Genomic DNA, 14,282 nt, shown 5'->3' with positions numbered 1-14,282 from the left:
TTGATTGCTTAACACTGGAAAGAGTGTGCGCCCTGGTGAGAAAGTCATCAATTAAGCGTAGAGAGGAATCATTAGCCTGAGAGTAATAATTTGAGTAATGAATTGTGATTAAGATCAGCGTCAGGAAGGTGTAAATCCGCTCCCCCTGCCTCATTTTCATAAACACCAGGGGAAAGTGACGGTATAGTAGGCGGCAGATTTAAAAAAACATCGCATAATTTATGACTCAAATAACCTCCCCCGACCTTGATATCACTGGTCACGATAGTGCGGAGTTCGTGCCAATGCGCGGTATCCGCAACCGCCACCTGCAAACCATGCTGCCGCGACTCATCCGCCGCAAGGTGAAGTTCGATGCGCACTGGCAACGTCTGGAATTACCGGACGGCGATTTTATCGATCTGGCCTGGAGTGAAGATCCACAGCACGCGAAGCACAAACCGCGTCTGGTGGTTTTTCACGGCCTGGAAGGCAGCCTGAACAGCCCGTACGCTCACGGGCTGATTGAAGCGGCGCAAAAGCGTGGCTGGCTGGGCGTGGTCATGCACTTTCGCGGCTGTAGCGGCGAACCGAACCGGCTGAACCGCATTTATCACTCCGGCGAAACGGAAGACGGCACCTGGTTTTTACACTGGCTACAGCGTGAGTTTGGCGCCGTCCCCACCGCCGCCGTCGGCTATTCGCTTGGCGGAAATATGCTGGCGTGTCTGCTGGCGAAAGAAGGCCGCGAGATCCCGATTGACGCGGCGGTCATCGTTTCCGCCCCCTTTGTGCTGGAAGCGTGCAGCTATCATATGGAAAAAGGGTTTTCCCGCGTTTATCAGCGCTATCTGCTCAATCTGCTGAAGGCCAACGCCGCGCGCAAGCTGGCGGCATACCCCGGCACACTGCCGATTAATCTGGCACAGCTCAAATCCGTGCGCCGGCTCCGTGAATTTGACGATCTGATCACCGCGAAAATTCACGGCTTTGCCGACGCGATAGACTATTATCGTCAATGTAGCGCCATGCCGATGCTCAACCAGATCGCCAAACCGACGCTCATCATCCACGCGAAAGACGATCCGTTTATGGATCATCATGTGATCCCGAAACCGGAAAATCTGCCGCCGCTGGTGGAGTATCAGCTCACCGAGCATGGCGGGCATGTTGGATTTATCGGCGGGACGCTGCGTCGCCCGGAAATGTGGCTGGAGTCGCGGATTCCCGACTGGCTGACAACGTATCTGGAGGCGTCATCATGATGATCCCCTGGCAAGAGCTGTCTTCTGAGACGCTGGACAATTTGATCGAAAGCTTTGTGTTGCGTGAAGGCACCGATTATGGTGAACATGAACGTTCGCTTGAGCAAAAGGTCGCCGACGTCAAACGACAGCTACAGTGCGGAGAAGCTGTTCTGGTGTGGTCTGAACTGCACGAGACGGTCAACATTATGCCGCGTGGACAGTTTCGCGAATAATCCGCCGCTGACGGCCGACTATACTAAAACTTTTGTTGATTCATGGAGTTGTTATGTCTGCCAAACATCCGGTGATTGCGGTAACAGGGTCCAGCGGCGCGGGGACCACGACCACCAGCCTCGCGTTTCGAAAAATTTTCGCGCAGTTAAATCTGCGCGCAGCCGAGGTGGAAGGCGACAGTTTTCATCGTTACACACGCCCCGAAATGGACATGGCGATCCGCAAAGCGCGCGACGCCGGGCGGCATATCAGCTATTTCGGCCCTGAAGCCAACGACTTCAGCCTGCTGGAACAAACTTTTATTGAATACGGACAGACGGGCAAAGGCCAGGCGCGTAAGTATCTTCATACCTACGATGAAGCCGTGCCGTGGAATCAGGTGCCGGGGACGTTTACCCCGTGGCAACCGCTGCCGGAACCCACCGATGTGCTGTTTTATGAAGGGCTGCACGGCGGCGTGGTAACGCCGCAGCATGATGTCGCGCGTCATGTCGATCTGCTGGTCGGCGTAGTGCCGATCGTCAACCTGGAGTGGATTCAAAAGCTGATTCGCGATACCAGCGAGCGCGGCCACTCCCGCGAGGCGGTGATGGATTCCGTTGTCCGCTCAATGGATGACTACATTAATTTCATTACGCCGCAGTTTTCCCGCACCCACATTAACTTCCAGCGCGTGCCCACCGTCGACACCTCCAATCCCTTCGCCGCGAAAGGCATTCCTTCGCTGGACGAAAGTTTTGTGGTCATTCATTTCAGAAATCTGGAAGGGATTGATTTCCCGTGGCTGCTGGCGATGTTGCAGGGGTCGTTTATTTCCCATATCAATACGCTCGTGGTGCCGGGCGGCAAAATGGGGCTGGCGATGGAGCTGATCATGTTGCCGCTGGTTCAGCGACTGATGGAAGGGAAGAAAATCGAATAATCTGTTCGATGTTTGCCGGATGGCGGCTGACGCCTTATCCGGCCTACAGAGTGCGTTTGATATATGCCGGATGGCGGCTGGCGCCTTATCCGGCCTACAGGGTGCGAATTCGTAGGCCTGATAAGCGTAGCGCCATCAGGCAACCGGCATCACGCCGCAATCACTTCATACGAATGGGTAATATTCACCGCTTTTTCCAGCATCAGCGCCACTGAGCAATACTTCTTAGCCGAAAGATCGACCGCCCGCGCAACCGCCGCGTCTTTCAGGTCATTGCCGGTCACAATGAAATGCAGATTGATATGCGTAAACAGGCGCGGCGCTTCTTCACGGCGTTCGGACGTCAGCTTCACTTCGCAATTCGTCACATCCTGACGCCCTTTCTGCAAAATAGAAACCACGTCGATTGCGCTACAACCGCCTGCGGCCATCAGCACCATTTCCATCGGGCTTGGCGCTTTATCACCGGAGTTGCCATCCATTAAAACCTGGTGGCCGGAGGCAGACTCTCCCAGAAAGGTTAACCCTTCAACCCACTTTACACGCGCTTGCATATTCGGAACTCCAATGTGTCAATTTTCCTGACAGATTACGCGCACATAACAAATCTCGCAACGGAAGGCGACCTGCGTCATGCTGAAGCGAGACACCAGGAGACACACGGCGAAAGCTATGCTAAAACAGTCGGGATGCTACAGTAATACATTGACGTACTGCATGTATGCAGAGGACATCACATTCAGGCTGCAGTACATTTTCGACAGCCCCCTTCCCAGGAATTCGGGAAACCTATTTTTGCAAACCCAGAGGCAGTGTCGTGTTCTGGCTCTGGAGACAGCTTATAACAGAGGATAACCGCGCATGGTGCTTGGCAAACCGCAAACAGACCCGACTCTCGAATGGTTCTTGTCTCATTGCCACATTCATAAGTACCCATCGAAGAGCACGCTGATTCACCAGGGTGAAAAAGCGGAAACGTTGTACTACATCGTTAAAGGCTCAGTGGCAGTGTTGATCAAAGATGAAGAAGGGAAAGAAATGATCCTTTCTTATCTGAATCAGGGCGATTTTATTGGCGAACTGGGCCTGTTTGAAGAGGGTCAGGAACGCAGTGCCTGGGTACGTGCCAAAACGGCCTGTGAAGTCGCTGAAATTTCTTACAAGAAATTCCGTCAGTTGATCCAGGTAAACCCGGATATTCTGATGCGCCTGTCTTCCCAGATGGCTCGCCGTCTGCAAGTGACATCTGAGAAAGTCGGTAACCTCGCCTTCCTCGACGTAACGGGCCGTATCGCTCAGACCCTGCTGAACCTGGCGAAACAACCTGACGCGATGACTCACCCGGATGGCATGCAGATCAAAATCACCCGTCAGGAGATCGGCCAGATCGTTGGCTGCTCCCGTGAAACCGTGGGGCGTATTCTGAAAATGCTCGAAGATCAGAATCTGATCTCCGCTCACGGTAAGACCATCGTCGTCTACGGCACACGTTAATCCCGTCGGAATGGCGCATTACCGGGTAATGCGCCATTTTTGTTTGCACCGATGTGGCGAAGACTGATTTACCATCCTGAGATCAACTACGCACTACGGCAAACGCTGGTGCTGTGCCTGCCTGTGGCTATCGGCCTGATCATCGGCCAGTTGCACCTGGGACTGCTGTTCTCGCTCGTTCCCGCCTGCTGCAACATTGCCGGTCTAGATACCCCGCATAAACGCTTTTTCAAACGCTTAATCATCGGCGGATCGCTGTTTGCCGGATGCAGCCTGATTACGCAACTGCTGCTGGCGCGCGACATCCCCCTGCCGCTGATCCTCACCGGGCTGACGCTGCTGCTCGGCGTCACGGCGGAAATCAGCCCACTGCATGCAAGGCTGCTGCCCGCTTCACTGATTGCCGCCATTTTCACGCTAAGCCTGGCGGGGAACATGCCGGTCTGGGAGCCGTTGCTCATCTACGCGCTCGGCACGCTATGGTACGGGCTGTTTAACTGGTTCTGGTTCTGGCTGTGGCGCGAACAGCCGCTGCGCGAGTCGCTCAGCCTGCTGTATCGCGAGCTGGCCGACTATTGCGAGGCCAAATACAGCCTGCTCACGCAGCATATCGATCCAGAAAAAGCGCTGCCGCCTCTGCTGGTGCGCCAGCAGAAAGCGGTGGATCTCATTACCCAGTGTTACCAGCAGATGCACATGCTGTCGGCCCAGCACAATAATGACTACAAGCGTCTGCTGCGCGCCTTCCAGGAAGCGCTGGACTTACAAGAGCATATCTCCGTCAGTTTGCATCAGCCGGAGGAGGTTCAGAAGCTGGTGGAGCGCAGCCACGCAGAACAGGTTATTCGCTGGAATGCGCAAACCGTCGCCGCCCGCCTGCGCATCATCGCGGATGACATTCTGTATCACCGTCTGCCCAGCCGTTTTTCGATGGAGAAGCAGACTGGCGCGCTGGAAAAAATCGCCAATCAGCACCCAGAAAACCCTGTCGGGCAGTTTTGCTACTGGCACTTTAGCCGTATTGCCCGCGTATTACGCACTCAGCGTCCGCTGTACGCACGCGACCTGATGGCCGATAAACAACGTCGCCTGCCGCTGCTGCCCGCGCTGAAAAGCTATTTATCGTTTAAATCGCCCGCGCTGCGCAACGCCGGGCGAATCAGCGTCATGTTAAGTATCGCCAGTCTGATGGGCAGCGCCTTACATCTGCCCAAGCCGTACTGGATTTTGATGACCATCCTGTTCGTCACGCAAAACGGCTACGGCGCGACGCGCGTGCGCATTCTGCACCGTTCAGCGGGTACGCTGGCCGGTCTGGTGGTGGCGGGCGTCACGTTGCACTTTCGCATTCCTGAAGGCTACACGCTGGCATTAATGCTGATCATTACGCTGGTGAGCTATCTGACCATTCGCAAAAACTACGGCTGGGCGACGGTTGGTTTTACGGTGACGGCGGTCTATACCCTGCAACTGCTGACGCTCAACGGCGAACAGTTCATCGTGCCGCGATTTATTGATACGGTCATTGGCTGCCTGATTGCTTTTGGCGGGATGGTCTGGCTCTGGCCGCAGTGGCAAAGCGGCCTTTTACGTAAGAATGCCCACGACGCGCTGGAAGCGGACCAGGAGGCCATTCGGCTGATCCTCAGCAACGACCCGCAGCCAACGCCGCTGGCGTACCAGCGAATGCGGGTGAACCAGGCGCACAATACGCTGTTTAACTCGCTGAATCAGGCGATGCAGGAACCGGGGTTTAACACGCACTATCTGGAAGATATGAAACTGTGGGTAACGCACAGTCAGTTTATCGTTGAGCACGTCAACGCCATGACCACGCTGGCGCGCGAGCATACGATGCTGACGCCGGATCTGGCGCAGCGCTATCTGGAATCCTGCGAAATTGCGCTCCAGCGCTGTCAGCAGCGGCTGGAGTATGACGCGCCGGGCGGTTCCGGGGATGTGAATATTCTGGAGTCATCGGAGATGCTCTCCCACGGGCCGCTCAGCACGCTGGAACAGCATCTGCAACGCGTACTGGGGCACCTGAATACCATGCACACCATTTCGTCAGTGGCATGGCGCCAGCGCCCGCATCACGGCATCTGGCTTAGTCGCCGGTTACGGGATATGAAGGGTTGACGTTGTTTGCTGTTTGTTGTTTGTTGTTTGCCGGATGGCGGCGCAAGCGCCTTATCCGGCCTACAGGGAAAACGCGATTTGTAGGCCGGATAAGCGTAGCGCCATCCGGCAATCAGCCAGCCACTTTCGCCACCGCCTGCGCAAAACGCTGCATCCCTTCGTCAATATCCGCCTCTTCCACCACCAGCGACGGAGCAAAGCGCATGACATCCGGCCCGGCATTCAGCACCATAACGCCTTCATGCGCGCCAGCGTAAAGGAAATCCCGCGCCCGGCCTTTATACTGCGGCTTCAGTTCCGCGCCAATCAGCAGCCCCATGCCGCGAATATCGCTGAAAATGTCATACTGCTCGTCAATCTTCTGCAAATGCTGAACAAACCGCTCGCGTTTAGTCTGAACGCCGCTCAGCACGTCAGACGTATTGATGATATCGAACGCGGCCCCGGCAACGGCGCAGGCCAACGGGTTGCCGCCGTAGGTGGAACCGTGCGACCCAACGTGGAACGCGGACGCAATCTCCTGCGTGGTCAGCATAGCGCTGACCGGGAAGCCGCCGCCCAGCGCTTTCGCACTGGTAAGAATATCCGGCGTCACGCCGTAGTGCATATAGGCGAACAGATCGCCGGTGCGCCCCATACCACACTGAACTTCATCAAACACCAGCAGCGCCTGATGCCGATCGCACAGCTCGCGCAGGCCTTGCAGAAACGCTGGCGTTGCGGCGGTGACGCCGCCTTCTCCCTGGATCGGCTCCACCACCACCGCGCAGGTATGGTCATCCATCACCGCTTTCACCGCGTGCAGGTCGTTGAAAGGAACATGGATGATATCCGCCGGTTTAGGGCCAAATCCGTCGGAATACTTCGGCTGACCACCAACGGAAACGGTAAACAGCGAGCGGCCATGAAAGGCGTTATGGAAGGCGATGATTTTGGTTTTAAACGGGCTATGACGCACACAGGCATAGTGGCGCGCCAGTTTGAAGGCGGTTTCGTTGGCTTCGGTGCCGGAGTTCATAAACAGCACGCGCTCGGCAAAGGTCGCGTCGATCAGTTTACGCCCCAGACGCAGCGCAGGTTCGTTAGTAAAAACGTTGCTGGTGTGCCACAGCGTTTCACCCTGCGTTTTCAGCGCATCCACCAGCGCCGGATGGCAATGCCCTAAGGCGGTAACTGCAATCCCACCCGCGAAATCAACGTACTCTTTACCCTGCTGATCCCAGACCCGGCTGCCCTTGCCTTTTACCGGAATAAACTCTGCCGGTGCATAAATCGGCAGGATAACTTCATCGAAAGTCGCGCGCGTAATTGCAGTTTGTTCAGTTGCCATCTTATGCCCATCCAGCTAAATGAAATTTCAGTCATAAAATATGCATAAAAAATCACTGGATGGCAACCACAAATCAGCGCGACAGGAAATTAGCCAGCAGTTGATGTCCCTGCTCGCTCAGAATACTTTCCGGGTGGAACTGCACCCCTTCCAGATCCCACTCCCGGTGGCGAATCCCCATAATTTCCTGCGTGTCGCTCCAGGCCGTAACGTCAAAGCAGGCGGGAAGCGTTGCAGGATCGATCACCAGCGAGTGATAGCGCGTGACGGTGAGCGGGTTCGATAGCCCCTGAAAAACGCCCTGGCCGTTATGGGTGACGGGAGAGGTTTTACCGTGCATCACTTTAGCCGCCCGCACGATCGTCGCACCAAAGGCCTGCGCCATCGCCTGGTGTCCAAGACAGACGCCGAGCATGGGAAGGCGTCCGGCATAATGGCGGATCACCGCCAGGGAGATGCCCGCGTCATCCGGCGTACAGGGCCCCGGCGAGATCACGATTTTTTGCGGATTCAGCGCGTCAATTTGCGCCAGCGTCAACGCGTCATTTCGCCTGACCAGGACATCAGCGCCCAGTTCGCAGAAATACTGATACAGGTTCCAGGTAAACGAATCATAGTTGTCGATCAGCAGAATCATGGCGGCTCCGGTACGTAAGAACCGCGCTATTCTACTCAGTTTCCTGGGCTTCGCTTACCCCTTTACGAAATATTGCCTGTAATCCCGACAGGTCGCCCATCGCGCCGCTCTGGTTCGCCTGGCTCCATTCGGCCACCTGAATGCCGCTCCAGCTCAGGATATAACCGGCGTGGAGCGCCAGTTGCTCAAAGAAGATGCGCTGCGCCAGTCCGCTGCCGATGCGAAAAGGATGCAGCACGTTAATTTCACAGTAGTAGTGCGCCAGACGATCGGCGAATTTCTCTTTCGTCAGCCCGACCAGATATCCCTCTTCTTCCAGATCCTGCATCAGGGCGTTGCCCTCTTTTTCGATGTAGGCAAAATGGCAAAAACGGGTATCTCCTTGATATATATCGACCTCGCGCAGTTGTCCGGCCCAGTCAAAAACATCCTGATACAGCTGACGATGAATGGCGCGAAGGTGAGGCAGTCCGCGCACCAGGGGGCCAGGTTCAATCGTCGCGGCACGCAGTGCGGTCAGTTCATACGCCGCCTGCTCCAGACGCTGAACCTGCCGGATGCCTAAGCGGTTACGCATGATATTCAGGCCGGGATACAGATAGGGGTCGCGTCCATCACCAAACTTATCGCTCATAGTGCCTCCTTAATTCTGCCAGGCGCACCAGTGCTTCTTCGGCGGTCAGGGTAACTAACGGGATATCCACCCCTTCCAGACGTCGACTCTCCTGGAAATTGATATTTCGTCGTTGTTCCCAGAGGCGAGACTTTTGTTTATCGGTGAGTTTTTTCACGAGACCTCCCTGAATGTGCCTGCACTTGCCACAAGTATAAGCAGCAAATTCAGGTTACGCAGAGGTCAGGAATCGCGCGGGCATTGCTGGCCCGCGCAGAATGCCATTACGGCAGGACTTTGGCGGAAAGGATAACTATCGGTTTTGAAGGAACATTTTGGTAAGGGCCGACATCGTGCGTCTGCACCTGAGAGATTTTGTCAGCGACATCCATCCCTTTCACAACTTTACCAAATACGGCGTAGCCAAAATCGCGCTGGCCGTGATCCAGGAAGGCGTTGTCGGCAACGTTGATAAAGAACTGGCTGGTTGCGCTGTCTTTATCTGCGGTACGCGCCATCGCAATGGTGCCACGGGTGTTGCGCAGCCCGTTGTCCGCTTCGTTCTTGATCGGCGGGTTAGGTTTCTTTTGCTGCATCTGCTCGTTAAAACCGCCGCCCTGCACCATAAAGCCGGGGATCACACGGTGGAACGTGGTGTTGTTATAGAAACCGCTGTTGACATAATCGACAAAGTTTTGCACTGAAACTGGCGCTTTCTGGCTATTCAGTTCCAGTTCAATATTTCCGGCGGAGGTCGTCAGCAGAACATGTGGGTCACCTTTCGCTGCCAACGCTACAGGAGAGAGAGCAGAAAGAGCGAGAACAGCTGCAACAGCCGCCAGAGTCGATTTGAGCATGAGATTTCCTTAACGAGAGCAGTAACAAAAGCAAGTAGATTGATTCTAAAGAGCCTTCAAGGAGCAGGCCAGCCCTTTACCTAATTTTACGTATCTGAAACAAATGTAACCTTACGATTTTGTTGTGCTTTTCGGCATATTAATGTGATCAATGTCACGTTAAAAAATGTAACGCTTACAGTAATTGCTAATAAACATTTAAATACATCACTAAAACGCCTAAAATCTGCCCGCTCACGGCGCTGTCAACGCGCTTTACACCTCTATACACAGGCCAGTCATGACTAACAGCAATCGCATCAAGCTCACATGGATTAGCTTTCTCTCCTACGCCCTGACAGGCGCGTTGGTAATTGTCACCGGGATGGTGATGGGAAACATTGCAGAGTATTTCAACCTGCCCGTTTCCAGTATGAGTAACACATTCACCTTTCTTAACGCCGGTATCCTGATCTCTATTTTCCTGAATGCCTGGCTGATGGAAATTATCCCGCTGAAAACGCAGCTGCGTTTTGGCTTTGTGTTGATGGTGCTGGCCGTGGCCGGGCTGATGCTCAGCCATAGCCTGGCGCTTTTCTCTGCGGCAATGTTTGTACTGGGTCTGGTGAGCGGTATCACCATGTCGATCGGTACTTTCCTGATCACCCAGATGTATGAAGGCCGTCAGCGTGGTTCTCGCCTGCTGTTCACCGACTCCTTCTTCAGTATGGCCGGGATGATCTTCCCGATGGTCGCCGCTTACCTGCTGGCGCGCAGCATTGAGTGGTACTGGGTATACGCCTGCATCGGTCTGGTCTACGTGGCGATTTTCATCCTGACCTTCGGCTGCGAATTTCCGGCGCTGGGTAAACACGCGCAGAAAACGGAAACGCCGGTGGTAAAAGAGAAATGGGGCATTGGCGTCCTGTTCCTGTCCATCGCCGCGCTGTGCTACATCCTCGGTCAGTTAGGTTTCATCTCCTGGGTGCCGGAATACGCCAAAGGCCTGGGCATGAGCCTGAACGACGCCGGTACGCTGGTCAGCGATTTCTGGATGTCGTACATGTTCGGCATGTGGGCCTTCAGCTTCATTCTGCGCTTCTTTGATCTGCAACGTATCCTGACGGTACTGGCGGGTCTGGCGGCGGTGCTGATGTACCTGTTCATTAAGGCCCAGCCGGAGCATATGGCGTGGTTTATTCTGACGCTCGGCTTCTTCTCCAGCGCCATTTACACCTCAATCATTACGCTGGGTTCGCAGCAAACCAAAGTGCCGTCGCCGAAGCTGGTTAACTTTGTGCTGACCTGCGGCACCATTGGCACCATGCTGACCTTCGTGGTGACAGGCCCGATCGTGGCGCACAGCGGCCCGCAGGCCGCGTTGCTCACCGCAAACGGTCTGTATGCCGTAGTGTTTGTGATGTGCTTTATCCTCGGGTTTGTTACCCGTCATCGCCAGCATAACGTGCCAGCAGCGCACTGATGATGATTTGCCCGGTGGCGCAAGCTTACCGGGCCTACATGTAACTTGTAGGCCGGATAAGACGCATAGCGTCGCCATCCGGCTTTTTAGCCCGGCTTTTTAATCCTGCTTTTTCGCGCAATTTCCCCCTCCTCCTGACGGCGTAGACCTCGCATTCTTTAGAGGTAGACCTTCTTACGCCAATAACCCCTCATTTTGTACGTTATTTGCACAACAACGAAATGTCTGACAATTCCGTGACTTATAAAAATGCTGACAAATCAGCAATATACCTCTTAAGGAGTATATAAGGCCGAATTTGATTTACATCAATAAGCGGGGTTGCTGAATCGTTAAGGTAGGCAGTAATAGAAAAGAAATCGAGGCAAAAATGAGCAAAGTCAGACTCGCTATTATCGGTAATGGTATGGTCGGCCATCGCTTTATTGAGGACCTTCTTGATAAATCCGACGCTGCCAATTTTGACATTACCGTGTTCTGTGAAGAACCCCGCAAAGCATACGACCGTGTCCACCTGTCTTCCTACTTCTCCCACCACACCGCTGAAGAGCTGTCTCTGGTGCGTGAAGGCTTTTATGAGAAGCACGGCGTTAACGTTCTGGTCGGCGAACGCGCCATTACGATCAACCGTCAGGAGAAGGTCATCCACTCCAGCGCGGGTCGTACGGTCTATTACGATAAACTGATCATGGCGACCGGCTCCTACCCGTGGATCCCGCCAATTAAAGGTTCCGAAACCCAGGACTGCTTTGTTTACCGTACCATTGAAGATCTCAACGCCATTGAAGCCTGCGCCCGTCGCAGCAAACGCGGCGCGGTGGTCGGCGGCGGCCTGCTGGGTCTGGAAGCCGCTGGCGCGCTGAAAAACTTAGGCGTCGAAACCCACGTTATCGAATTTGCCCCCATGCTGATGGCAGAACAGCTGGATCAGATGGGCGGCGAGCAGCTACGCCGTAAAATCGAAAGCATGGGCGTGCGCGTACACACCAGCAAAAACACCAAAGAGATCGTTCAGGAAGGCACCGAAGCGCGTAAAACCATGCGTTTTGCCGACGGTAGCGAGCTGGAAGTCGATTTCATCGTTTTCTCTACCGGTATCCGCCCGCGTGACAAACTGGCAACCCAGTGCGGCCTGGACGTCGCTCAGCGCGGCGGTATCGTGATTAACGACGCCTGCCAGACGTCTGACCCGGATATCTACGCGATTGGCGAATGCGCCAGCTGGAACAACCGCGTGTACGGTCTGGTCGCGCCTGGCTACAAAATGGCGCAGGTTGCCGTTGACCACATCCTCGAAACCGAAAACGTGTTTGAAGGCGCAGACCTTAGCGCCAAGCTGAAGCTGCTGGGCGTGGACGTCGGCGGCATTGGCGATGCGCATGGCCGCACGCCGGGCGCGCGTAGCTACGTTTACCTCGACGAAAGCAAAGAGGTCTACAAACGCCTCATCGTCAGCGAAGACAACAAAACCCTGCTCGGCGCGGTGCTGGTGGGTGATACCAGCGATTACGGCAACCTGCTGCAACTGGTGCTGAACGCGATTGAACTGCCGGAAAACCCGGACTCGCTGATCCTGCCGGCACATTCTGGCAGCGGTAAGCCTTCCATTGGCGTTGATAAACTGCCGGACAGTGCGCAAATCTGTTCCTGCTTTGACGTCACCAAAGGGATGCTGGTCGCCGCCATCAACAAAGGCTGCCACACCGTTGCGGCGCTGAAAGCGGAAACCAAAGCCGGTACTGGCTGCGGCGGCTGTATTCCGCTGGTTACTCAGGTTCTGAACGCCGAACTGGCGAAACAGGGTATTGAAGTAAACAACAACCTGTGTGAGCACTTTGCGTACTCGCGCCAGGAACTGTTCCACCTCATCCGCGTGGAAGGCATTAAAACCTTTGAAGAACTGCTGGCGAAACACGGTAAAGGCTACGGCTGCGAAGTGTGTAAACCGACCGTCGGTTCTCTGCTGGCATCCTGCTGGAACGAATACATTCTGAAGCCACAGCACACCCCGCTACAGGATACCAACGACAACTTCCTGGCGAACATCCAGAAAGATGGCACCTACTCCGTGATCCCGCGTTCTGCGGGCGGCGAAATCACGCCGGAAGGTCTGGTGGCCGTAGGTCGCATCGCGCGTGAGTTTAACCTGTACACCAAAATTACCGGTTCTCAGCGTATCGGTCTGTTCGGCGCGCAGAAAGACGATCTGCCGGAAATCTGGCGTCAGCTGATTGAAGCGGGCTTCGAAACCGGTCACGCGTATGCCAAAGCGCTGCGTATGGCGAAAACCTGCGTGGGCAGCACCTGGTGCCGCTACGGCGTGGGCGACAGCGTCGGCTTCGGCGTCGAGCTGGAAAACCGTTACAAAGGCATCCGTACCCCGCACAAAATGAAATTTGGCGTCTCCGGCTGTACCCGTGAATGTGCGGAAGCCCAGGGTAAAGACGTGGGGATTATCGCCACGGAAAAAGGCTGGAACCTGTACGTCTGCGGTAACGGCGGGATGAAACCGCGTCATGCGGACCTGCTGGCGGCGGATATCGACCGCGAAACGCTGGTTAAATACCTCGACCGCTTCATGATGTTCTACATCCGTACCGCCGACAAACTGACCCGTACCGCACCGTGGTTAGATAACCTGGAAGGCGGCATCGACTACCTGAAGTCGGTCATCATCGACGACAAACTGGGCCTGAACGCGCATCTGGAAGAAGAGATGACCCGCCTGCGTGAAGCGGTGGTGTGCGAGTGGACGGAGACCGTGAATACACCGTCTGCGCAGGTTCGTTTCAGACACTTTATCAACAGCGATAAGCGCGACCCGAATGTTCAGGTGGTTCCTGAGCGTGAACAGCATCGTCCGGCAACGCCGTACGAACGCATTCCGGTAACTCTGGTGGAGGAAAACGCATGAGCCAGTGGAAAAACATCTGCAAAATCGATGACATTCTGCCGGAAACCGGCGTCTGCGCGCTGTTAGGCGAAAAGCAGGTCGCCATTTTCCGTCCATATCACAGCGACCAGGTGTTCGCGATCAGCAACATCGACCCGTTTTTTGAATCCAGCGTGCTGTCGCGCGGGTTGATTGCCGAGCATCAGGGCGAACTGTGGGTTGCCAGCCCGCTGAAAAAACAGCGGTTCCGTCTGAGCGACGGTCTGTGCATGGAAGATGAAAGCCATTCCGTCGCGCACTACGAAGCTCGCGTGAAAGACGGCGTGGTGCAACTGCGCGGTTGATGAATTTGGGGAGGCGCAACGCCTCCCTTTTTGACGTCTTTGTAGGCCCGATTTTGTAGGCCTGATAAGCGTAGCGCCATCAGGCAAAACACACCGCCGGATGGCGGCATGAATGCCTTATCCGGCCTACA

Annotated in this window: 14 protein-coding genes; 8 read left to right on the top strand and 6 right to left on the bottom strand. The window is 55.1% G+C overall.

Annotation, left to right across the window (positions count from 1 at the left end):
• The first annotated feature begins 221 nt into the window (after positions 1–221).
• The 3 genes from OGV82_RS05410 to OGV82_RS05400 are packed head-to-tail and all read left to right on the top strand — an operon-like array spanning position 222 to position 2,382.
• Entirely contained in the window at positions 222–1,244 is a 1,023-nt protein-coding gene (locus tag OGV82_RS05410) for a hydrolase (protein WP_012135458.1), read from the top strand.
• The gene (locus OGV82_RS05405) at positions 1,241–1,459 is read left to right on the top strand and encodes a YheU family protein (RefSeq protein WP_047460774.1); all 219 of its coding nucleotides are present in this window, start codon (positions 1,241–1,243) and stop codon (positions 1,457–1,459) included. Before OGV82_RS05410 ends, OGV82_RS05405 begins: the two co-directional genes overlap by 4 nt.
• Before the next feature lie 53 nt (positions 1,460–1,512).
• On the top strand, positions 1,513–2,382 hold the full coding sequence (locus tag OGV82_RS05400) for a phosphoribulokinase (RefSeq protein ID WP_012135460.1): 870 nt from the start codon (positions 1,513–1,515) through the stop codon (positions 2,380–2,382).
• A 149-nt stretch (positions 2,383–2,531) separates the two neighbouring features.
• Here the strand turns inward: OGV82_RS05400 and OGV82_RS05395 are convergent, their stop codons facing one another.
• Positions 2,532–2,936 carry an OsmC family protein gene (locus OGV82_RS05395; protein WP_101744212.1) on the bottom strand — a complete coding sequence of 135 codons (405 nt, stop codon included), beginning with the start codon at positions 2,934–2,936 and terminating at the stop codon, positions 2,532–2,534.
• A 307-nt stretch (positions 2,937–3,243) separates the two neighbouring features.
• On the opposite strand from OGV82_RS05395, the gene crp reads away from it, so the two are divergent.
• Both crp and OGV82_RS05385 read left to right on the top strand, forming a co-directional pair.
• Positions 3,244–3,876: a cAMP-activated global transcriptional regulator CRP gene (gene crp / locus OGV82_RS05390; RefSeq protein ID WP_000242758.1), complete on the top strand. Its 633-nt coding sequence runs from the start codon at positions 3,244–3,246 to the stop codon at positions 3,874–3,876.
• 51 nt (positions 3,877–3,927) lie between these two features.
• On the top strand, positions 3,928–6,015 hold the full coding sequence (locus tag OGV82_RS05385) for a YccS/YhfK family putative transporter (RefSeq protein ID WP_012135464.1): 2,088 nt from the start codon (positions 3,928–3,930) through the stop codon (positions 6,013–6,015).
• Positions 6,016–6,127: 112 nt separating this feature from the next.
• Here the strand turns inward: OGV82_RS05385 and argD are convergent, their stop codons facing one another.
• From argD to ppiA, 5 genes are all read right to left on the bottom strand, one after another.
• Positions 6,128–7,345 (bottom strand): bifunctional acetylornithine/succinyldiaminopimelate transaminase, encoded by a 1,218-nt coding sequence (gene argD / locus OGV82_RS05380; RefSeq protein WP_101744210.1) that lies wholly within the window; start codon positions 7,343–7,345, stop codon positions 6,128–6,130.
• A gap of 73 nt (positions 7,346–7,418) precedes the next feature.
• Complete coding sequence (pabA, locus tag OGV82_RS05375) at positions 7,419–7,982, bottom strand: aminodeoxychorismate synthase component 2 (protein WP_012135468.1); 564 nt, start codon at positions 7,980–7,982, stop codon at positions 7,419–7,421.
• A gap of 31 nt (positions 7,983–8,013) precedes the next feature.
• Positions 8,014–8,616 carry a putative adenosine monophosphate-protein transferase Fic gene (locus OGV82_RS05370; RefSeq protein ID WP_012135469.1) on the bottom strand — a complete coding sequence of 201 codons (603 nt, stop codon included), beginning with the start codon at positions 8,614–8,616 and terminating at the stop codon, positions 8,014–8,016.
• Positions 8,606–8,773 carry a FicA/YhfG family antitoxin gene (gene ficA / locus OGV82_RS05365; protein WP_012135470.1) on the bottom strand — a complete coding sequence of 56 codons (168 nt, stop codon included), beginning with the start codon at positions 8,771–8,773 and terminating at the stop codon, positions 8,606–8,608. Before ficA ends, OGV82_RS05370 begins: the two co-directional genes overlap by 11 nt.
• A 106-nt stretch (positions 8,774–8,879) precedes the next feature.
• Positions 8,880–9,452 carry a peptidylprolyl isomerase A gene (ppiA, locus tag OGV82_RS05360; protein ID WP_012135471.1) on the bottom strand — a complete coding sequence of 191 codons (573 nt, stop codon included), beginning with the start codon at positions 9,450–9,452 and terminating at the stop codon, positions 8,880–8,882.
• A gap of 280 nt (positions 9,453–9,732) precedes the next feature.
• Here ppiA and tsgA point away from each other — a divergent pair, with 280 nt between their 5' ends.
• The 3 genes from tsgA (at position 9,733) to nirD (ending at position 14,151) form a co-directional block, all read left to right on the top strand.
• On the top strand, positions 9,733–10,914 hold the full coding sequence (tsgA, locus tag OGV82_RS05355) for an MFS transporter TsgA (RefSeq protein WP_101744209.1): 1,182 nt from the start codon (positions 9,733–9,735) through the stop codon (positions 10,912–10,914).
• A gap of 370 nt (positions 10,915–11,284) precedes the next feature.
• Positions 11,285–13,828: an NADPH-nitrite reductase large subunit gene (gene nirB, locus OGV82_RS05350; protein WP_058668184.1), complete on the top strand. Its 2,544-nt coding sequence runs from the start codon at positions 11,285–11,287 to the stop codon at positions 13,826–13,828.
• The gene (nirD, locus tag OGV82_RS05345) at positions 13,825–14,151 is read left to right on the top strand and encodes a nitrite reductase small subunit NirD (protein WP_012135476.1); all 327 of its coding nucleotides are present in this window, start codon (positions 13,825–13,827) and stop codon (positions 14,149–14,151) included. Before nirB ends, nirD begins: the two co-directional genes overlap by 4 nt.
• Positions 14,152–14,282 lie beyond the last annotated feature (131 nt).

This window comes from Citrobacter sp. CK191 (genome assembly GCF_030333435.1).
In the GTDB taxonomy this organism is placed as follows: Bacteria; Pseudomonadota; Gammaproteobacteria; order Enterobacterales; family Enterobacteriaceae; genus Citrobacter_B; species Citrobacter_B koseri.
The sequence above is the reverse complement of the archived record's forward strand: the minus strand, read 5'-3'. Positions and strand labels throughout refer to the sequence as shown.